Raw genomic sequence first — 19,618 nt, 5'->3', positions numbered from 1 at the left:
CTATGCATACAAAAATTCTTGGAACTGGCAGTTATCTGCCGGCGCAGGTGCGTAGCAATCAGGATCTGGAAAAAATGGTGGAAACCAGTGACCAGTGGATTGTTGAACGCACGGGTATTTCGGAGCGCCGTATAGCTGCCGGTGATGAAACTGTGGCGACCATGGGGTATAACGCCGCAGTGAAGGCCATCGAGATGGCCGGAATCGACGCCAGTGAAATCGATTTGATTATTTGTGGCACGACCAGTGCTTCCAATGCGTTTCCAGCGGCGGCTTGTGAAATTCAGGCGATGCTTGGGATTGCTCCGGTACCTGCCTTCGACGTTGCTGCCGCGTGTTCAGGCTTTATTTACGCGTTATCGATTGCCGATCAATTTGTGAAAGCCGGGTCTGCCAAAAAGGTTCTAGTGATTGGCGCTGACGTATTATCCCGCTTTTGTCAGCCTGAAGATCGCAGCACCATTATCCTGTTCGGTGATGGTGCTGGCGCAGCAGTTGTCGGCCGTAGTGATGAGCCGGGAGTTATTGCCACGCATCTTTATGCTGATGGCAGTCAGGGCGATTTGCTGAAATGTTCGTTTCCTCCACGTGTCGGAGAGTCCTCAGCCGCTGTGGGCTATATGACAATGAAGGGAAATGACGTCTTTAAAGTTGCGGTAACGCAGTTGTCTCATGTTGTCACTGAAACATTGCGTCTGAATAATGTTGAAAAAGCGGATATTGATTGGCTCGTGCCTCACCAAGCCAACTTACGCATCATCGCGGCCACAGCTCGCAAACTTGATATGACCATGGAGAAAGTTGTGGTCACACTCAACAAACATGGCAATACTTCAGCTGCCTCAGTTCCTATCGCCTTAGATGAAGCGGTGCGTGATGGTCGCATCCAACGTGGGCAGTTGCTGTTACTCGAAGCTTTCGGTGCAGGCTTCGCCTGGGGCAGTGCTTTAGTCCGCTTTTGATTGCTAACACGAATTCCGAGCATGGCAATCTCGTCATATAAACGTATGTGATGGGTTGCCAGCTATACTCAACCTGTTTTTAACTCAAAAGGTCAATAAATATGAACAGCGTTGCTTTTGTTTTCCCAGGTCAAGGTTCTCAGACCGTGGGAATGCTGGCCGATTTGCCAGAGCAATACCCAGTAGTGGCAGACACGTTTGCCGAAGCTAGCGAAGCGCTAGGCTATGATTTATGGCAGTTGGTGCAACAAGGACCGGCTGAAACTTTGAACGAAACGGATAAAACTCAGCCTGCATTGTTGACCGCTTCTGTAGCGTTATATCGCGTTTATCAAGCCAGCGGTAAGGCGTTGCCTCAGATGATGGCCGGACACAGTTTGGGTGAGTATTCCGCTTTGGTATGTGCGGGCGTCATCCCATTCAAAGAGGCGGTAAAGCTGGTAGAGTTGCGTGGTCAGCTAATGCAACAAGCGGTTCCTGCGGGGACTGGAGCTATGTACGCGATTATCGGTTTAGATAACGACACTATTGCCAATATCTGCGCAGAATGTGCCCAAGGTTCAGTTGTTAGCCCGGTTAACTTTAATAGTCCTGGGCAAGTGGTCATTGCCGGTGAAAAAAATGCGGTTGAGCGCGCTGCAGCAGCTTGTAAGGAAGCTGGTGCAAAAATGGCAGTCGCGTTGCCAGTGAGCGTTCCGTCTCACTGTGCACTCATGCAGCCTGCCGCTGAAAAGCTCGCTGAAGCTCTCGCTAAAGTGGAATTTGCTGAGCCTAAGGTTAAAGTCATTAATAACGTTGATGTTGCTTCACCATACGATGCTGATGCAATCAAAGACGCCCTGATTCGCCAGTTATATAACCCAGTACGTTGGACTGAAACCGTAGAAAAAATGGCTGCAGACGGTGTTACCGAACTGGTTGAAATGGGGCCCGGTAAGGTATTGACTGGGCTGGCAAAACGGATCAATAAATCGATAGCTGCTCAGGCAGTTAACACAGCGGCTGCAATTGCGGCGCTGACTGAATAAAAGGAGCTGTTCATGAGTATTGCCATTGATTTGACTGGCAAAGTTGCGTTGGTTACTGGTGCCAGTCGTGGCATTGGTAAAGCCATTGCGACCACACTGGCACAAGCTGGCGCTACTGTTGTTGGTACTGCCACCAGCGATAGTGGTGCTGCCGCTATCAGCGCTTATCTCGGCGATAAAGGCTATGGATTAGTGCTGAACGTCACAGATCTGCAATCTGTTGAAAATTTATTTGCATCGATCAAAGAAAAAGCCGGGGATATTGATATTCTGATTAATAATGCCGGTATCACTCGCGATAACTTATTGATGCGGATGAAAGATGAAGAGTGGCAGTCTATTATTGATACTAACCTCACTTCGCTTTTCCGGTTGTCCAAGCCTGTGTTACGGGCAATGATGAAAAAACGCCATGGTCGCATTATCAGCATTGGTTCTGTGGTAGGAACAATGGGTAACGCTGGTCAGGTAAATTACGCAGCAGCTAAGGCTGGATTGATCGGGTTTACCAAATCTCTTGCCAAAGAGGTTGCATCCCGTCAAATTACAGTTAATGCTATTGCTCCTGGTTTTATCCAGACTGACATGACGGATGAACTGACAGAAGAACAGCAAAAAGCCATCATGTCCCAAGTTCCGATGGAGCGTTTGGGGCAGGCCCAAGAAATTGCCAATGCCGTATTATTCTTGGCCTCTGATGCCGCCGCTTACATTACAGGGGAAACCTTGCATGTAAATGGTGGGATGTATATGGTTTAATGGCGATTGCAGGGAACTGTCGTAAATTGGGTGGTGATCTGCAGTTATTGGGGCCTTAAATCGTGGTTAGACCACGAAAACGGGGCTTGCAATGTTGGTCAAATCTAATAAACTACTCGCAATCTTACGCAAGTGCGTAATTTGAATAGGAAAGAAAACTAATGAGCAACATCGAAGAACGTGTAAAGAAAATCATTGTAGAGCAACTGGGCGTTAAAGAAGAAGACGTTAAGCCAGCAGCTTCTTTTGTTGACGATCTCGGTGCAGATTCTCTGGACACCGTCGAATTGGTTATGGCTCTGGAAGAAGAGTTTGATACCGAAATTCCTGATGAGGAAGCTGAGAAAATCACCACTGTTCAGGCAGCGATTGATTACGTTTCCAAGAATCAGTAATACTGAATTCCTGAAAACAGGCGGCTAATATGCCGCCTGTTTTTGTTTTAGGCTCTTTTCGCTGAGCTAAGCTTAGTAAAACAGGGCATTCGAGATAAAACCTATCTCAAGGGTGTAAAAGCACCTCTTTCTTCAACTCGTTCGCTAAAGAAAGGTGATTAACGTGACAAAACGTCGAGTCGTCATTACCGGCCTTGGGTTGGTAACGCCGGTGGGCAACACTGTCGACAGTAGCTGGAAAGCGCTGTTGGCTGGACAAAGTGGTATTGCTCCCATCACCAAGTTTGATGCAAGTGCTTTTGCAACACGCATCAGCGGTTCCGTCAAAGATTTTGACGCCGAACAGTATGTCTCCAAAAAAGATGCCCGTAAGATGGACTTGTTCATTCAGTACGGTATGGCTGCAGGTATTCAAGCTGTTGAAGATGCTGGACTGGATATGGCGCAGGAAGATCCTACCCGTGTGGGTACTGCCATTGGTGCCGGTATGGGCGGTATGTGGCTCATTGAACAGAATCACACAGCCTATATGGAAGGTGGTCCGCGGAAAATATCGCCGTTTTTCGTGCCCAGCACCATCATCAACATGATTGCTGGTCATCTATCTATCAAATACGGCATGACTGGGCCTAACTTTGCGATCACTACCGCTTGTACTACCGGTGTACATAACATTGGTTTCGCTGCACGTACCATTGCCTATGGTGATGCTGACGTAATGGTAGCCGGCGGGGCTGAAGACGTTACCTGTCCACTGGGGGTCGGGGGCTTTTCAGCCGCGAAAGCACTTTCTACCCGCAATGATGATCCGACTGCAGCTAGTCGCCCTTGGGATAAAGATCGTGATGGTTTCGTCATCGGCGATGGTGCGGGCATTATGGTGCTGGAAGAATATGAACATGCTAAGGCCCGTGGCGCGAAGATTTATGCAGAGATCAACGGCTTTGGTATGAGTGGTGACGCATTTCATATGACTTCTCCACCAGCAGACGGTGCTGGCGCAGCTTTGGCGATGGTCAATGCCATTAAAGATGGTGGCGTTGCCTTGGAGCAGATCGGTTATATCAATGCTCACGGCACCTCAACACCGGCCGGTGATAAAGCAGAAGCTGCGGCAGTTAAGTCTGTTTTTGGTGAACAGGCTTACAAAGTGATGGTTAGCTCCACTAAGTCCATGACCGGACACCTACTCGGTGCAGCCGGCGCAGTGGAAGCGATTTTCACCGCGTTAGCGCTCAAAGATCAGGCCGTGCCACCGACTATCAATCTGGATAACCCAGATGAAGGGTGTGACTTGGATTTTGTACCGCACACAGCGCGCCAGGCTAAATTCGATTATGCCCTATGTAACTCATTTGGTTTTGGTGGCACCAACGGGTCACTACTACTGAAACGCGTTTAACGACGATTCCTGTATAAGAAGCGCCATCATGGCGCTTTTTTTATCACATTCATAATAATTTGCCGTTTTCTAATGCAATAAGTGGCTTAGTTTTCAGTAACAATTTTCTAAAATGTATTTTTCGAATACACTCAACGGCAGTTTTAATCAGAAGCTGTGACAACAGCGAGAGGACCATAATGGCGGGTACAGATAGAGAGATCACCCTGCGATTTCTGGCAGAGCCTACAGACGTAAACTTTGGTGGTAAAGTGCATGGCGGTGCCGTGATGAAATGGATCGACTTGGCGGCCTATGCCTGTGCTGCTGGGTGGAGCGGTAGATATTGTATTACCGCATATGCCGGCGGCATTCGATTCGTACGACCAATTTTAGTGGGCAATATGGTAGAGGTGTGTGCCAAGGTCATTTATACCGGCCGCACATCAATGCACATTGGCATTGAAGTTAAGGCTTGTGATCCCAAATTCTGCCAGCGTGAAACGACCACACATTGTATCGTGATTATGGTTGCTGTGGATGAAAGCGGCCAACCAACACCAGTACCTGAATGGATCCCGACGACCAAGCGCGATATTGAACTGCGGGATTCCGCGTTGAAGTTAGTGGAAATGCGCAAAAAAATTGGCGCTGAAATGGAAGCTCATATTCATCCATAGTCGAAGTGCTGCTTGCCTTTCACTCTGCTGGTCGTCGTGGCACAATGCGTTACACACTTTTACTAACCTATATCGGACAATGATTTTATCATTGTCCGTTTAGTGCTTATAAATCATTAAACTAAGGAAATACAATGGCCAAAGTTGCATTTTTAGGTTTGGGAGTTATGGGATATCCCATGGCCGGCCATTTGCTCAAACAAGGGCATGAGGTCACTGTCTATAACAGAACAGCTGCTAAGGCGCAGGCATGGGTAAGCGAGTATGGTGGCCGTTGTTGCGCAACACCTAAGGATGCAGCAGAAGGGCAGGACATCGTATTTTGTTGTGTTGGCAATGATGATGATTTGCGACAAGTTGTTGTTGGAGCCGATGGCGCTATTCATGGCTTGAGTCAAGGTGCCGTATTTGTTGATCACACAACGGCTTCGGCTGATGTCGCTCGTGAGTTGTCTGTCACCTTGGCGGCTAATGGTATTGCCTTTCTAGATGCGCCGGTTTCTGGTGGACAGGCAGGGGCTGAAAAGGGTGTGCTGACTGTAATGGTCGGTGGTGATGCCAATGTATTTGCCGCTGTAAAGCCCGTCATGAGTGCTTATGCTCGCAGTGCTGAATTGATTGGTGATACCGGAGCGGGTCAACTGGCTAAGATGGTAAATCAAATCTGTATTGCCGGAGTGGTGCAAGGGTTAGCTGAAGCCTTAAGCTTTGCAAAAAACGCTGGATTAGATGGTGAAAAGGTCGTTGACGTCATCAGCAAAGGCGCCGCCCAAAGCTGGCAGATGGAAAATCGTTACCAGACCATGTTAAAAGGCCAATATGATTTCGGTTTTGCAGTGGATTGGATGCGTAAAGATTTAGGCATTGCGCTAAATGAAGCGCGTCGCAACGGTTCCACATTACCGCTGACAGCGATGGTTGATCAATTTTACGCAGAAGTGCAGGCCATGGGCGGAAATCGTTGGGATACTTCCAGCCTGATGGCCCGCCAGCAAAAATGTCAGGAAAAATAATCGCTTTGTAATCTGGGGGCTGCTTTTTGTAGCCCTCTTTCTGATTACGGTTAAAGTGGCGCGACTACTACATATTCCAGTTCTACATTGGCGACTGCATGCAGCGCATCCATGCTCATATCCACTAGTGATAATTTCCCGGCAGAAGATTCCAGTAACATCGCGCGTTTGATATCGGAGAAGTCTCGATTATGGCGAATAAGACTCGCTAACGCCATTTGCATCGGCATCATTGAAGGGTTAAACGCGGCATTTTCAGCATAACGGCCACAGAAAGTGACACCGTCAACCATCTCCAGCACTACGGCACTGTAACTCTGGCTGTAAGGTGCATAACTGAGGCTCGCATGATCAAGCCCTTCGATAACCATTGGGTCACTACTTTCTAGCGTCAACTCGACTTGCTGTTTTGCGAGTAAGGGCAAAACAACGCCCAGATCTTTCGGACCGAAGCCATAAGGCAGATAATGTGTCAGCGTCGCGGGGGGCTGTTGTGGCAAATGAATGCAGATATTGCCGCCTGCAACTAATTCGTTCATAAACTGCCGGCAGTGGCCACAAGGGCTGGCATTTACCCAGATATCAGTCACTTGTACTTCACCACATAACCAAGCGTGACTAATCGCATTTTGTTCGGCGTGAACCGAATGACATAACGCTTCACCGGCCAATTCCATATTGGCACCCATATAAACCGCGCCGCTTTGACCTTTGGCAATGGCACCGACATAAAAATCACTCACAGGTGCCAGTGACATCGCGGCGGCAATAGGAAGCAATGCCGAAAGTAACTGGGATTCATCCATACCACTTGCATGCTGCAAATGCGCCAATTGCTGAGCATCGAAATGTCCAGCAAAGTCTTTCCCGAGCAAAGGCACCAGCACAGTGCTCAATGATGACGGCAACTGTTGCAGACTATTGAGAAATCTATCTTGCATCCGTCTTTCCTGTTGGTGAGCGGATCACGAATGATGCAGCTAAAGTGATTGCAGGTAAAGCACCAGTGATTTCAGCAATTGCTGTTTGCTTTCATTTGCAGCGGTTTCTTCCAGCAGATTTTCCAGCCTGATAATGTAATCAGGGTCGCTCAAACGCTGCTTACAAAATTCCCGCCAACGTAAACTTTCCTGGTAATCCAACAGTGCTGGGTAATTACGCGCCCGGTAGCGAAACAGCATTTCCGGTAATCTGGCATCGTCAAACTGCAACTCAAGTGCGGCGAGATTCTGTGGTGCAGTATTACGGATAATCTCCATTTTGTTGCGATCGGCATCAGAGAAGAAACCACCGCTGTAAAGCATACGATCTGGGTCAGCTATCTCGGCATGAGTTTCATCTTCAAACAGTGCTACCAATTTCTGTCTGAGTTCCGGTGTTTGCCGCAATTTTCGAAATTGCTCGCGTGCAAAATCTTTGTTGATGTTTAATGCAACGGCACGATCATCTGGCAAGGTTTTGGCTGGTGCAATAAACGGACATTTGTTTAAGTGGATGAGTTTTACCGGCACCGGTAGTTCGTCTGGTGCTAAATCATCCCGAGCCGTATACATTCGGCGACGGAGTTCATCGACATCCAATTCCAGTAGCGGGCTAATATCCATATTGAGATTAATACAGATAACGGCATTACGATTAACTGGATGGTAGGCTATCGGTGCCATTAATGTGGTACATCCTTGGCTGGCTGGGATCTTTGAACTGACATGCACCAAGGGCGTCATGTTCAGTACATCAACCAGATCTGCTACCGCCTGCTTTTTGCGTAAATCAAAATAATACTGGAATAACCTTGGTTGATGCTCACGAATCAGCCGTGCCAGGCTGATCGTGGCGTAAACATCTGACATCGCATCGTGTGCCTTTTCATGACCTAGGCCATTTGCGAGTGTCAGATGTTCAAGTTTGAAGCTGGGGCTTCCATCCTCTCGCTCTGGCCAGTTAATGCCATCTGGTCGTAACGCATAACAGGCACGAACTAAATCGATAATATCCCAACGGGAATTACCATTACGCCATTCTCTGGCATAAGGATCGATAAAGTTTCGGTAAAAGCCATAGCGAGTGATTTCATCGTCAAAACGCAGCGAATTGTATCCGGCAACACAGGTATTGGGCACGCTGAATATTTCATTGATACGCGCCATAAATTCGGTTTCTACCATCCCTTTACTATTGGCTAATTGTGGTGTTATGCCTGTAATGAGAATAGCTTCTGGAGCCGGTAGATAGTCTTCAGCGAGTCGGCAATAAAACGTATCAGGTTCGCCAACGATATTAAGCTCCAGATCCGTGCGAATACCGGCAAACTGTGCTGGCCTGTCACGAGAAGGGTCTGCGCCAAAGGTTTCATAATCGTGCCAGTAAATTGTGGCCGGCATCTGTTCTTTCATTGCGGATAAAATCCTTTTATTTGATCATTTATCTATATGTATCTATTAGCTTTATGAGAAGGCGTGATTTCTGGCTGCGGCTTTATAAACCGCTATCGATTACTCATCTCATTTGCCTCAAATTTTTGAACGGCACTAAATCGCGGTTGGCGGTATGGTGCAGTCTTTGTGGTTGCAGCATACCACGCTTCACCCATAAATTTCTTGTTCGTATTGAGTGCTGTCTGGGCGGTTCATGGTTAGAAAAATGCCCCAAGCGTTGATGACTTTCAGTCAAAGGAAAGGGAAGACACAAACTAATGGTTGACTTTGTCATCTAATAGGCACCATTACCATGTCATACAAACAAAAATACCGGATCAGTTTTTCAGTATTATTACCATCATTCCGTAGGGAATGGTGGGTTTTGGTGTGTCACTGGATCGTAAGCCCGCCGTAGAGGCGGGTTTTAATTTTTCGCCTCTTAGGTACCGATACGCTTAGAAGGCCTTATGAAAAAAGTAGCGATATTTGGAAATGCTGGGGGAGGGAAGTCAACCTGGCCAGGCAGTTGACTCAAGTCACGCAATTACCGCTTTATGCGCTTGATAAAATTCAGTATCTTCCTGGTGGTGAGGAAATATCTCATAAAGAGTATTTAAAACTTCATGCTGAACTGCTCAAACAGGATACGTGGATTATCGATGGTTTTGGCTGTATGCAATCTGCATGGGAAAGGTTTGCCGCAGCCGACACGTTAATTTACATCGACCTACCGCTTGTATGGCATTTTCTTTGGGTCACTAAGCGATTGTTCAAAGGCATTTTTATTAATCCTGAAGGATGGTCAGAACTTAGTCCGATTTTGAAAGGGTCAATTAATAGCTACCGTGTTTTATGGTTGTGTCACAAAAAACTCTCCCCTGCCTATCGTAAGTTTGTTAATGATGCTGCCAGTAGCAAGCATGTATATCATCTAACTTCGATTAAGACGGTTAAAACATTTTTAGTGGATACCGATGCTTTTTACTGACGCCAACAGACTGATTTCAAGGTATATAGGCGACAGGTATGAACGCGCCTAAATGTTTAGTTGTTACCGGATGATCCATTAACAATTAAACATTACAATGGTGCTTGCCGGACGACAGTGTCAGGTGGACAAACGTTGTTTCCATGGGTAATGGGTATGTTAAGTCAGTATTTTGCGTCTGCCTCTGCAATAGTGACCTCGGGCCCTCAGCGACTCGAGCTGAAAGTCCCAGCGAAGTTTAGTGATTTTGTGTTGCTGGAACTGTCAAGTCTTCCGATATTGGAGTGGGTCGTTGGGGAAAATGCGGGAAATGGCGTTAGCAGCCTGCTACGCACTCAACCTTTTTTGCAGCAAACATTACTGTCTGACGATCGCCAACAGATGAAAACTGATGCGATGGTCAGAACGTTTGGTCAGGGGGTAAGACTTTATACGATTCCCGGAAAAAGTAATACGGTTGCCATCGCTGAGTTACGACAAGGGATTACCTTGTATCTGCAAACTACTGACAATATTTGTTTCTCCCTAGAGACTGAGGCATTTCAGTTGATATCACTTGAGGCTGATCAGCGTCTTTTCAAGCAACCACAGCCCATACAGCAAGCAAGGGCTGTATTAGCGGTAGCCCCAGATTTCAACGCGGGAGCGGTAGAGCTGGCAGTACAACTCGCTGAACTTTTGCAGGCGAGTTATCGACTCAAAAGTTACCAACGCCGATTTGCATTGGAATTGTTACCAGATGATGTGGAAACATTGTTGCAATTGCAAGATCAGTTGGAACAAAAACGGCAATGGTTGGTGCATTGTTATAACCAGGCGTTGAGTCGTCACAGCTATCGCTATAGTGCTAACCAGATAGGCGATGACCAACTACAACGTATACTCGAATGTTATGAATTATTGGCGCCTCCTGAGTTGACGGCAATGGTGAAGGCGCTTGCTGGTGACGACAGCGAACACTGATCGTTAACCTGAGAGAATAAAATGAATTATGAATGTCCTATCTGCCGTAAGGCGTTAGTCCTAGATAATAAGCAATGGCGCTGCGAACAGCGCCATTGCTTTGATGTGGCGAAGGAAGGTTACGTCAATCTGCTGCCGGTTAATAAAAAGCGGTCACTCGATCCCGGTGATAATCAGCAGATGATGACTGCCCGTCGAGTTTTCCTCGATGCTGGCTATTATCAGCCGTTAAGTGATCGTATTAATGCGTTAGCTAAAGACTTGGGGCTCATCTGTCCAGATATCCTCGATGTGGGTTGTGGTGAGGGGTATTACAGCCAGCGGTTACAAAGTGCTACCAATGCCAATCTGCAGGGCATGGATATTTCAAAAACAGCCATTCGTTATGCCGCAAAGCGTTATGCAAATTTGCAGTTTTGTGTTGCAAGTGCTTTTGATATGCCTTTTGCCGACAATAGTTTTGATCTGCTGCTTAAGATTTTCGCCCCTGCCGCAGCAACTGAACTCGTTAGAGTTTGTCGACCTGGCGGCTATTACCTGAGTGTGACGGCAGGGCCAATGCATCATTACGCATTAAAAGAGATCATCTATGATGCTCCGAGAGAACATCCTTTAAGTGAAGGGAAAATACCGGGTTTTGTATTGCAACATCAGGAACGACTGCAATGGATGCTGCATACGCCAGCAGGAGAGTGTAGCCGTAGCTTTTTACAGATGACCCCATATTTGTGGAAATTTACTGCGGAACAGATAGCTCAAATGGAAGCGCTCGGTGTCAATTGTGAACTGGATTTTTGTATTGAGCTGTTTAAGCGGCATATATAAGCATAAAGTCGTATTGAGAAATTTAAATTTAGCTTTATGGCGCAGATTTTAATGCTCTATTTACGAAGTCAGTTGACTTCTTTAGGGAATGATTTATAGTCATGGAGGCTTGAAAGTTGGGCTTATTTTTATGTGTTCAAAACGACTTGTTCGTCCTGTTAGCATAAATAATACCGGCATTTTCAGCTCCACCGCCGTTAAGGCTTATGTATTGTTTTTGTTACAGGATTAAGACTATGTCTCAAGTAACTGGTGTTGTTAAATGGTTTAACGCTGACAAAGGTTTCGGCTTCATCGCTCAGGAATCAGGTCCAGACGTATTCGTACACTTCCGTGCTATCAACTCTGAAGGTTTCAAAACTCTGGACGAAGGTCAGAAAGTTTCTTTCACCGTTACTCAGGGCCAGAAAGGTCCACAAGCTGAAAACGTAACTGTAATCAGCTAATATAATTTCTATTATAGAAATTCGAAAAAGACGCGGCAAAATGCCGCGTTTTTTTATTCCCCAATGGTTTATTTATTACCGATTATCAGAGTGACTAAGGCTGCTATTAAAATAAATTGAATATTTATAACCGGACTTTAATTTCCCGCCGCTTGATTACCAATAAAAATTTAAACGATTTTCCTATTTTTTATATAACGCATTCACTCTATTCTGTTTTCTGAGAAGTGAATTTCCCATAGCCAAAACGTTGGATATCTTTATCGGTCGCGCCTTCATGGCACTCGCCGCGTAATTCTGCCCGGTCATTCAATACCAACCGTTCAAGCTCATAATAGCCGTCACGACAATATTGATTGGCTTCCAATGTTTTTTTTAGTCCGAACTCCAGTTCTTGTGTCATCTGTTTGTTCTCGGAATCACTGCGGCGTGAGCTACGATTGATTTGTTGATTGCCCATATTATCCTGTGGTTGCCTGGTCCTTTGTCTGTCGGGCATGCCAGTTGGGGATTGTTGCCTATCATCGTTCATTGCTCGCCGTTGTTGCTGATTACGGTGACGGTTAATAGTTTCAATACTATAGGTAAACAGCTTCATGCCATCACTTTTTATCTCAGTCTGAAAACTGTCAGTCAGCTTTCCTGCTAATGCCTGTGGATCGGGTTCAGAAGAACAAGCGCAAAGTATTAATGGCGTAGCAAGCAACAGCAACGGGCGCATAAATGAAGAATTCCTTTTAAAACGTGTATCTTTATATGAGATTTAAAAATGGGTAAGGTTCAATACCCTATATGCTTTATGACAACTGTACCTGCCAGTTTGTCATGCCATCCTTGTTTTCGGGGATCGAATGCGACCCATGCTAAACCCAGGCATAACGGTAACATTGCCGGAATATAGCCCAGATATCGGATAATCCATTGGCGCATTGAGGGTTTTTTAAGACTCTCGGCATCCACGATTGTAGCCTTAATCAACATTTTTCCCGGTGTCGCTGAACGGTATCTCCAGAACAGTAGCACTAACAGTGGTGGCACCAGATAGTTGATGATGATATCTGCGGGGCCATGGATCAAGCTGGTATCTGATACCAGCTTGTCACCGTATATCCAGATACTGAGTGGCAGCGTTATTATCAGTAGCAACAGAACATCTATCATGGTTGCGGCAAAGCGTTCCCCAAAGCCCACATATTGATACGACATTGCTTCTGACTTAACATCCGCCACTAGTGGTTCTCCTACGGTTAATTTGCACTAAGACTCAACTGTGCCTCAGCTTTGGATCTATTCAGTTTGGTTTTACTGTCTAATAAAAATACCCGCTCAGGAGCAACTGCTGCATTGTCGACTAAAAATGCTTTAACTGACTGACTACGACGTTGCGCCAGATTTCCTAGGTCAGCGTCAGTGATAGTCTCGGCATTTAACAGCTGATTGTAGAGACCGATGTGCCACAGCGTGGTCAGCTTATTTGTGTCAACCTTGCCTTTATCGTCAGTAGCAGCCTTCTCCGCTTTTGCTTTTTCGATAGTGGGGTCGATATTAAATTGCTTTTGATACAATGCTAACAACGCATCTGTCAGTTTCCCTGATGCGGGGATCCGGCTAGCACTAAAATCGTCAGGTAAATTATCTAAGCCACTCTGTTGCAGTAATTGCCGTTGCAATCTGCGTTCTGCTAACACTTGACTATCTGGCTGTGGATCAACTGAGGCTTCAATACTCAGTGTCAGTTTGGGCCGATCCGCAAGTGCAGAGGCAAGCTTTTGCAATTTGTCCTGTTCGGCTTTGCTCAGCTTCGAGGAACCTGCATCAAAGGCCACCAGATTGAGTTCCTCATCACTGCTGATTAATCCGGCAAGGAAGGAGAAGGGGGCTGTCACTGCTTTAGTGATCACATTAGTTAACACCGTAAGCAGGACCCCGCCAAAACTGAAATCGGGATTATCCAGGTCACCTGAGACCGGTAAACCGAGATCAATGACTCCATGCCGGTCCTGTAGCAGCGCTATTGCCAGCGTGACGGGCAAACTTGTAGCGAGTTTTGAGTCTGTAGGTTTCCCGAGTTTCAATTGATCAATGACAACATGGTTATTACCATTGAGGTGATTGTTTTCTAACTGATAATTCAGAGCCAGCGTTAACTGCCCTTTATCGATGTAATAACCTGCATAAGTACCGGAGTAGGGGTTAACCGTTGTCAGTTCGACGCTTTTGAATAACAAATCCAAATTTAAGTACGGTTGTTTCAAAAGTGGATTTATTTCCCCTTTTAGGGTCATCGGGGCATAACGATCGATTTTGCCCGCAATATCTACGGTCGCTTTGGTTCCCGGAATAGAGGACAGACTACTGATTTTACCATGGAGTTGTTCAATTCCCGTCGCAAAGTTAGGCGTCAGTGAGTTGTCGGCAAAAAAGGCGGAACCGTTGTTAAAGTTAATGCTGGCGACAGTTACTTTAAACGGTTGTTCTGTCTTGCCGTCATTGGTCGCTTCTGGCGCTGGTTTGGTTTTAGCAGTTGTCGTTTTGGTGTCGGCCATTTTGTCCGACGCTTGTTTGACCACGAGTTCACCGATATTGGTGCTATGATCTTCGTTAATTGTTACTTTGGCATAAGGTTTATCGAGCGTGACATTACCAAGCAGCAATTGTTTCTTGCCAGCGTCAAAATCTAACGAATCAATGGTGAGTTGTTGCCACTTTAGCAAAGGCCGGCGTTGTTGCAGATCTTTGATTTCGAGATCACTGACATCAACATTACCCTTGTAACTCGCATGTCCATCCGCATCTGCACTGAAGTCCCCGGCACTGCTTACCTGGCCTTTGGGTAATTCGATATTCAGATAATGTGACAGGTATGGCTGGAACTGACTCAGCAACAGATTACTCAATGTCAGCTTGCCGCTCGCCTGTTTGCTGGCGAGGTTGATACTGCCTTCACTGCTAAAATTACCGCCGCTACCCTTGGCATTGCTCTGAGATATATCCAACGAAATCTGGTAGTTAAGCGGTGCTGATAACTCACTGTCAATGCTGCCAGTTTTTACCGTTAACGGATATACGCGCCAATCCACACCTTTACTTATTTGTTGCTCGTGTACATTAACATCGGCATTTTTAAGGTTAAATGCGGCTAGTTTAATTAGCCATTTCGATGTGGACGCGTCTTCTTTATTAACTGCAGTAGCCGCAGATTCTTCAGTTTTCGTTGACGAGGTCGGCGTAAATAATGGTGCCAATGCCAGGCCATGTTGATCGAAACGACTATTGATCCATAGGCCATCCACCGTAACATCGGCGACGTTGACGTGCTGCTGTTCGCTGGTTAACGTGATTTCCCCAACATTGAGTTTTGGCAGTTTGATTACCGGGTTATCGCCGTCGGCAAATTGTAATTTGTTCACGGTAACATAGGTGTTATCAACCGCATAAGTCAGCGGCTTATCGGGCTGTTGTGACACCAGATAATGGGTTTTGAGCGAGATAGCACCTTCAGTCAGCTTCGCTTTGAGCATAGGCTGCACATAACCCCAGAATGGTGGTAGCGTGATGTTATTCAGTTGCAAGTTGCCGTCAACCTGCAACGGCTGTAATAACAGCTGGCCGTCTGCGACTAAGGTACCGTTATCTTGCCCGCTTAGTGACATCTGGTATTGATTGGGTTTTGTGGCAACCATTTCGTCTTTTGAGACAGCGTTTCGAGTACCAAAGTTATTCAGGGTAAAGTTGATATCGTGATAACTCAGAGTGATGTTGGCTGTTGCATCTGAAAACGCAAAGCGGCTTTGTGCCAAAGTCAGAGATTTGATCCGGAAATCAGGAAGGGGTTGGTGGGTTGGCTCTGTGGCGGCTTCTTTCGTTTCCGGAGACTGTAACCTGGCTACAATGTCGTCAAAGTTAAAAACGATATTACCTTTTGTATCAGTGGTGCGTGCAACTTGGCTCTGTAATCCATCAAGCTGCAGATGATCGACACACCAGGCCCGATTGAATACCGATTGCCAGAAATTGAATTCCAATTCTGCATGGCTCAATGACAGCAGCGGTTGTTCACCTGTTTTTCCAGCAATTGCAAAGTCTTCCAGTCTCACTTTTAACAGGAACGGATTAATATGAAGCTGTTTGAGTGCGACTTGCCGTCCCAGTAATTGAGTCATTTTATCCGGTGCGACTGAGCGGACAATGGCGGGCGTTATCAGACCTAACAGTAATGCATATAACAAGTAGCAGGCTAACAGCCAAAAGGAGATCCGCATTGACCGTGGCACTTTATTGTAAGCGGCGGTCATTCCTTGGAGTCTGGACACTATCATGTGAGTTCCCCGAACTATCTAAAACTAAAAAATGTTAACTTGATCATTGTACTGCGTTTATGGTGTCAGTGGTATTTAACCTTATGTAAAGCAATGCATAGATTAACTGTGGCATATCAGATTAAGGCTCTTTTAACAGTTTAGTGCAGTTGCTAACATTACTAAGTTTTGTCATTCAGGAGTGTTGAAGTTGAAGCAGTTACAGGCAGGATCTGACAACTGGAATATGAGTGTCGTTACCAATTTGCTGGCGTTGTTACTGGTGGGGATCGGCGCTGTTTCTGGTAACCATATTATTTGGAACATCGGTATATTCGCCTTATCGGGGGCGATGACTAATTGGCTGGCGGTGTACATGTTGTTTGAAAAGGTGCCTGGGCTTTACGGTTCAGGTGTCATTCCAGCACGCTTTGAAGCGTTTAAGCAGGCCATTGCCGATTTGATGATGGAGCAGTTTTTCACTGAAGCCAATATTGATAAGTTTCTCTCCAGAAAATCCGATACCCCCTTGCTCGATGTTAAAGGATTGCTGGGTAAACTCGATTTAGCACCGGCATTTGATGCGCTCGTTAGTACCGTTGCACAGTCGTCATTTGGCGGTATGTTATCGATGTTTGGCGGAACCGATGCCTTAATGCCAATGAAAGCCCCGTTTATCGAAAAGATGCAGCAGTCGTTAAAAGAGATCGCTGACAGCGAACAGTTCACTGAGTTGTTGCGACAGGAGTTAGAGAAGCCAGGGGTAATGGCAGATATGCGAGGTCAAATTCAACAGATTGTGGCCCAAAGGTTAGAAGAACTCACCCCAAAAATGGTAAAAGAGATGGTGCAGACGATGATCCGTCGCCATCTGGGATGGCTGGTAGTCTGGGGCGGCGTCTTTGGCGGTGTTATTGGTCTGCTGAATGCGCTATTTTTAGGATAACAGATAAAGGAGAGCAACTTGCCACACATCGTCATTGAATATGCGGCACCGCTGCGCGAGCAGCTTGATGTCAACACTTTGGTTCATGCCGCTCATCAAGGCGCGATCGCGACTGGGTTATTTAATCCGAAAGCTGTCAAAAGTCGTGCCTATGCTTGTGAAGACTTTGTGCTAGGTGAAAGCGACGCCAGCACTGGCTCTTTTATTCATATTCGGGTAAGTATCATGCCGGGGCGAACCGATGAACAAAAGCAACAATTGACACAGAGTATCGGGCAAGGGCTCTCTGCCTTTGTTGGCGCGGTGGGTTGTGTATCGATAGAAGTCGCTGAATTACACCAGCCCAGTTACTTCAAACAGGAACACTAAGTGGAAAGCAACGCTTGATGATTAAGGGTAAGGCCTCCTGGTCAGCTGCATCGGATACGGCAACGCCTGCTTCCCCCTGTGTCAGAAATTGCTGTCTTGATGAGCAAGATATTTGCCTGGGGTGTGGCAGAACCTTATCGGAAATCCTCGCCTGGCATGATGCTGATGAGATACACAAGCGCCAGATCCTGGATGCCTGCCGCAAACGTCGTCGAATCAGACCCACCAGTTACACCTAAACAAAAGGCACTCAAGTGAGTGCCTTTTGTTGTCCTTGACCGAAGTTAGTAGGCTGCCGTATGCACTGAACGAACGGCACGTCCTGAAGGGTCAATAACCCCCTGCAAACTCGCATCCCAAGCCAGTGCTTCTGGGGTGGAGCAGGCCACAGATTTTCCGCCCGGTACGGTTTTCGCGGCAGATTCCAATGGAAACAGCTCTTCAAAGAAGCAACGATAGAAATAGGCTTCTTTAGTTTCTGGCGTGTTATATGGGAAACGGAAATGAGCATTGGCCAAATCTTTATCATCTACCTGAGCTGCCGCATGTGCTTTGAGCCCATCAATCCAGGAATAGCCAACGCCATCACTGAACTGCTCCTTCTGACGCCATGCCACTTCTGCCGGCAGCATATCTTCAAAGGCTTCACGCAGAATATGCTTTTCAATCCGACCATTTTTCGACATTTTGGCTTCTGGGTTTAAACGCATTGCTACGTCCATAAACTCTTTGTCGAGGAATGGTACTCGAGCTTCCAGTCCCCAAGAGGCCATCGCCTTGTTGGCGCGCAAGCAATCATAGAGATGCAGTTTATCCAGTTTACGGATCAGCTCTTCATGGAAAGCCTGGGCATTAGGGGCTTTATGGAAATACAAATAACCACCAAACAACTCGTCTGAACCTTCGCCGGACAACACCATTTTGATGCCCATAGCTTTAATTTTGCGAGCCATCAGATACATAGGTGTAGCTGCGCGGATGGTAGTCACGTCGTAAGTTTCCAGGTGGTAGATGACATCTTTGATGGCATCCAGCCCTTCCTGGAAGGTGAAGTTAATTTCATGATGAATGGTACCAATGGCATCGGCGACTTTTTTGGCTGCAATCAAGTCTGGCGCACCCTTCAACCCAACGGCAAATGAGTGCAACTGTGGCCACCAGGCACCTGATTGGTCGTTATCTTCGATGCGATGTTTGGCATATGTCTGCGTGATAGCAGAAACCACGGAAGAATCGAGGCCGCCTGACAACAACACACCATAAGGCACATCGGACATTAATTGACGTTTAACGGCAGCTTCCAGTGCTGCTTTTAATTCTTCTTTGCTGGCGGGGTTATCTTTAACCGCATCGTAATCACGCCAGTCACGCTGGTAATATTTAACTGGTTCACTACCACTTACTTGATATTGACCTGGTGCAAATACTTCTACCGTTTTACAAACTGGCATCAGCGCTTTCATTTCTGAAGCAAGATAAAAGTTACCTGCTGCATCACGACCAGTATACAGTGGGATAATCCCGATATGATCGCGGCCAATCAGATACCGTTTCTGCTTTTGGTCATACAGAACAAATGCAAAAATACCGTTCAGCATGTCGAGAAATTCGCACCCATACTCTTGGTACAGCGCCAGAATTACCTCACAGTCGGAGTTAGTTTGGTAGGTATACTTATCCCCCAGTTGCGCTTTAAGTTCTTTATGGTTGTATATCTCGCCGTTTACTGCCAGTACTAATGATCCATCTTGGCTGTACAGTGGCTGTGCACCATGCTCAATATCAACAATTGCCAATCGCTCATGCACCAGAATCGCTTCATCAGAACAGAAAATACCTGACCAGTCAGGCCCTCTATGGCGCATCAGTTTGGACATTTCCAATGCAATTGGACGCATGGATGCGGCATCTGATTGGATATCAAGAATGGCAAAAATAGAACACATATAACACTACTCCAGAACACGCCTTAGTTTACTGTCATTTACTTTGCCATTAAAGGTGACAAAAGCCAAGGGCTTAATTTAATAAATTTATGAAAAAATAGCGGATGAACAAGGTAAAAGCGTAACAAAAGCGTAATTAATATGTGGAATGTTCAGCTAATTGGCGATTTTTATGATTAACTATCTAAAATTGCATTCGCTA

At 46.3% G+C, this 19,618-nt stretch carries 20 protein-coding genes; 14 read left to right on the top strand and 6 right to left on the bottom strand.

Annotated features, from left to right (window positions below):
- Nucleotides 1-2: 2 nt before the first annotated feature.
- The 7 genes from KDN34_RS10015 (at nt 3) to KDN34_RS09985 (ending at nt 6,218) form a co-directional block, all read left to right on the top strand.
- On the top strand, nt 3-962 hold the full coding sequence (locus tag KDN34_RS10015; RefSeq protein WP_212593660.1) for a beta-ketoacyl-ACP synthase III: 960 nt from the start codon (nt 3-5) through the stop codon (nt 960-962).
- Nucleotides 963-1,063: 101 nt separating this feature from the next.
- The gene (fabD, locus tag KDN34_RS10010) at nt 1,064-1,990 is read left to right on the top strand and encodes an ACP S-malonyltransferase (protein WP_212593659.1); all 927 of its coding nucleotides are present in this window, start codon (nt 1,064-1,066) and stop codon (nt 1,988-1,990) included.
- Nucleotides 1,991-2,002: 12 nt separating this feature from the next.
- On the top strand, nt 2,003-2,749 hold the full coding sequence (gene fabG, locus KDN34_RS10005; RefSeq protein WP_212593658.1) for a 3-oxoacyl-ACP reductase FabG: 747 nt from the start codon (nt 2,003-2,005) through the stop codon (nt 2,747-2,749).
- Nucleotides 2,750-2,910: 161 nt separating this feature from the next.
- Nucleotides 2,911-3,144, top strand: coding sequence for an acyl carrier protein (acpP, locus tag KDN34_RS10000; protein WP_006081231.1), 234 nt, complete (start codon nt 2,911-2,913; stop codon nt 3,142-3,144).
- Nucleotides 3,145-3,307: 163 nt separating this feature from the next.
- Nucleotides 3,308-4,546 carry a beta-ketoacyl-ACP synthase II gene (gene fabF, locus KDN34_RS09995; RefSeq protein WP_212593657.1) on the top strand — a complete coding sequence of 413 codons (1,239 nt, stop codon included), beginning with the start codon at nt 3,308-3,310 and terminating at the stop codon, nt 4,544-4,546.
- A 179-nt stretch (nt 4,547-4,725) separates the two neighbouring features.
- The gene (locus tag KDN34_RS09990) at nt 4,726-5,205 is read left to right on the top strand and encodes an acyl-CoA thioesterase (RefSeq protein ID WP_212593656.1); all 480 of its coding nucleotides are present in this window, start codon (nt 4,726-4,728) and stop codon (nt 5,203-5,205) included.
- Between the two features lie 134 nt (nt 5,206-5,339).
- Nucleotides 5,340-6,218 carry an NAD(P)-dependent oxidoreductase gene (locus KDN34_RS09985; protein ID WP_212593655.1) on the top strand — a complete coding sequence of 293 codons (879 nt, stop codon included), beginning with the start codon at nt 5,340-5,342 and terminating at the stop codon, nt 6,216-6,218.
- A gap of 50 nt (nt 6,219-6,268) precedes the next feature.
- On the opposite strand, the gene cdd is transcribed toward KDN34_RS09985, so the two are convergent.
- Together cdd and sbcB are read right to left on the bottom strand one after the other, a co-directional pair.
- Nucleotides 6,269-7,159: a cytidine deaminase gene (cdd, locus tag KDN34_RS09980; protein WP_212593654.1), complete on the bottom strand. Its 891-nt coding sequence runs from the start codon at nt 7,157-7,159 to the stop codon at nt 6,269-6,271.
- A 39-nt stretch (nt 7,160-7,198) separates the two neighbouring features.
- Nucleotides 7,199-8,611, bottom strand: coding sequence for an exodeoxyribonuclease I (sbcB, locus tag KDN34_RS09975; protein ID WP_212593653.1), 1,413 nt, complete (start codon nt 8,609-8,611; stop codon nt 7,199-7,201).
- Nucleotides 8,612-9,161: 550 nt separating this feature from the next.
- On the opposite strand from sbcB, the gene KDN34_RS09970 reads away from it, so the two are divergent.
- The 4 genes from KDN34_RS09970 to KDN34_RS09955 all read left to right on the top strand — a co-directional run bounded on the left by KDN34_RS09970 (nt 9,162) and on the right by KDN34_RS09955 (nt 11,857).
- A complete protein-coding gene (locus KDN34_RS09970; protein ID WP_212593652.1) occupies nt 9,162-9,623 on the top strand; it encodes a P-loop NTPase family protein in 462 nt (153 codons plus the stop codon).
- A gap of 156 nt (nt 9,624-9,779) precedes the next feature.
- Nucleotides 9,780-10,586 (top strand): hypothetical protein, encoded by an 807-nt coding sequence (locus tag KDN34_RS09965; RefSeq protein ID WP_212593651.1) that lies wholly within the window; start codon nt 9,780-9,782, stop codon nt 10,584-10,586.
- Nucleotides 10,587-10,607: 21 nt separating this feature from the next.
- On the top strand, nt 10,608-11,411 hold the full coding sequence (rlmA, locus tag KDN34_RS09960; protein WP_212593650.1) for a 23S rRNA (guanine(745)-N(1))-methyltransferase: 804 nt from the start codon (nt 10,608-10,610) through the stop codon (nt 11,409-11,411).
- Nucleotides 11,412-11,647: 236 nt separating this feature from the next.
- Nucleotides 11,648-11,857 carry a cold-shock protein gene (locus tag KDN34_RS09955; protein WP_212593649.1) on the top strand — a complete coding sequence of 70 codons (210 nt, stop codon included), beginning with the start codon at nt 11,648-11,650 and terminating at the stop codon, nt 11,855-11,857.
- Nucleotides 11,858-12,065: 208 nt separating this feature from the next.
- Here the strand turns inward: KDN34_RS09955 and KDN34_RS09950 are convergent, their stop codons facing one another.
- From KDN34_RS09950 to KDN34_RS09940, 3 genes are read right to left on the bottom strand one after another with little or no spacing between them, the layout of a single operon-like run.
- Entirely contained in the window at nt 12,066-12,578 is a 513-nt protein-coding gene (locus KDN34_RS09950; protein WP_212593648.1) for a hypothetical protein, read from the bottom strand.
- 59 nt (nt 12,579-12,637) lie between these two features.
- The gene (locus tag KDN34_RS09945) at nt 12,638-13,087 is read right to left on the bottom strand and encodes an RDD family protein (RefSeq protein ID WP_228730306.1); all 450 of its coding nucleotides are present in this window, start codon (nt 13,085-13,087) and stop codon (nt 12,638-12,640) included.
- A gap of 17 nt (nt 13,088-13,104) precedes the next feature.
- Entirely contained in the window at nt 13,105-16,176 is a 3,072-nt protein-coding gene (locus KDN34_RS09940; protein WP_212593647.1) for a DUF748 domain-containing protein, read from the bottom strand.
- 226 nt (nt 16,177-16,402) lie between these two features.
- Here KDN34_RS09940 and KDN34_RS09935 point away from each other — a divergent pair, with 226 nt between their 5' ends.
- Genes KDN34_RS09935 through KDN34_RS09925 form a run of 3 tightly spaced genes read left to right on the top strand, consistent with a single transcriptional unit; the run spans nt 16,403 to nt 17,709 of the window.
- Nucleotides 16,403-17,101 (top strand): DUF445 family protein, encoded by a 699-nt coding sequence (locus KDN34_RS09935; RefSeq protein WP_212596600.1) that lies wholly within the window; start codon nt 16,403-16,405, stop codon nt 17,099-17,101.
- Between the two features lie 18 nt (nt 17,102-17,119).
- Complete coding sequence (locus KDN34_RS09930) at nt 17,120-17,470, top strand: 5-carboxymethyl-2-hydroxymuconate Delta-isomerase (protein ID WP_212593646.1); 351 nt, start codon at nt 17,120-17,122, stop codon at nt 17,468-17,470.
- Between the two features lie 17 nt (nt 17,471-17,487).
- Complete coding sequence (locus KDN34_RS09925; RefSeq protein ID WP_212593645.1) at nt 17,488-17,709, top strand: DUF1289 domain-containing protein; 222 nt, start codon at nt 17,488-17,490, stop codon at nt 17,707-17,709.
- A 45-nt stretch (nt 17,710-17,754) separates the two neighbouring features.
- Here KDN34_RS09925 and asnB read toward each other — a convergent pair whose 3' ends face one another.
- Nucleotides 17,755-19,416, bottom strand: a complete 1,662-nt coding sequence (gene asnB / locus KDN34_RS09920; RefSeq protein WP_212593644.1) for an asparagine synthase B — start codon at nt 19,414-19,416, stop codon at nt 17,755-17,757.
- Nucleotides 19,417-19,618: the final 202 nt, after the last annotated feature.

Origin of the sequence: Shewanella yunxiaonensis, from assembly GCF_018223345.1 — a bacterium.
GTDB classification, from domain to species: Bacteria; Pseudomonadota; Gammaproteobacteria; order Enterobacterales; family Shewanellaceae; genus Shewanella; species Shewanella yunxiaonensis.
Note: the sequence above shows the minus strand (reverse complement) of the source record. Positions and strands in the feature narration are given on the sequence as shown.

What these genes read in the sequence shown, in the direction of transcription:
- fabD (WP_212593659.1), top strand. Translation starts at nt 1,064, where the DNA reads ATGAACAGCGTTGCTTTTGTTTTCCCAGGTCAAGGTTCTCAGACCGTG.
- KDN34_RS09940 (WP_212593647.1), bottom strand. Translation starts at nt 16,176, where the DNA reads ATGATAGTGTCCAGACTCCAAGGAATGACCGCCGCTTACAATAAAGTG.
- KDN34_RS09950 (WP_212593648.1), bottom strand. Translation starts at nt 12,578, where the DNA reads ATGCGCCCGTTGCTGTTGCTTGCTACGCCATTAATACTTTGCGCTTGT.
- KDN34_RS09985 (WP_212593655.1), top strand. Translation starts at nt 5,340, where the DNA reads ATGGCCAAAGTTGCATTTTTAGGTTTGGGAGTTATGGGATATCCCATG.
- KDN34_RS09935 (WP_212596600.1), top strand. Translation starts at nt 16,403, where the DNA reads ATGAGTGTCGTTACCAATTTGCTGGCGTTGTTACTGGTGGGGATCGGC.
- acpP (WP_006081231.1), top strand. Translation starts at nt 2,911, where the DNA reads ATGAGCAACATCGAAGAACGTGTAAAGAAAATCATTGTAGAGCAACTG.
- sbcB (WP_212593653.1), bottom strand. Translation starts at nt 8,611, where the DNA reads ATGAAAGAACAGATGCCGGCCACAATTTACTGGCACGATTATGAAACC.
- KDN34_RS09965 (WP_212593651.1), top strand. Translation starts at nt 9,780, where the DNA reads ATGTTAAGTCAGTATTTTGCGTCTGCCTCTGCAATAGTGACCTCGGGC.
- KDN34_RS10015 (WP_212593660.1), top strand. Translation starts at nt 3, where the DNA reads ATGCATACAAAAATTCTTGGAACTGGCAGTTATCTGCCGGCGCAGGTG.
- rlmA (WP_212593650.1), top strand. Translation starts at nt 10,608, where the DNA reads ATGAATTATGAATGTCCTATCTGCCGTAAGGCGTTAGTCCTAGATAAT.
- asnB (WP_212593644.1), bottom strand. Translation starts at nt 19,416, where the DNA reads ATGTGTTCTATTTTTGCCATTCTTGATATCCAATCAGATGCCGCATCC.
- KDN34_RS09990 (WP_212593656.1), top strand. Translation starts at nt 4,726, where the DNA reads ATGGCGGGTACAGATAGAGAGATCACCCTGCGATTTCTGGCAGAGCCT.
- cdd (WP_212593654.1), bottom strand. Translation starts at nt 7,159, where the DNA reads ATGCAAGATAGATTTCTCAATAGTCTGCAACAGTTGCCGTCATCATTG.
- KDN34_RS09925 (WP_212593645.1), top strand. Translation starts at nt 17,488, where the DNA reads ATGATTAAGGGTAAGGCCTCCTGGTCAGCTGCATCGGATACGGCAACG.
- fabG (WP_212593658.1), top strand. Translation starts at nt 2,003, where the DNA reads ATGAGTATTGCCATTGATTTGACTGGCAAAGTTGCGTTGGTTACTGGT.
- KDN34_RS09955 (WP_212593649.1), top strand. Translation starts at nt 11,648, where the DNA reads ATGTCTCAAGTAACTGGTGTTGTTAAATGGTTTAACGCTGACAAAGGT.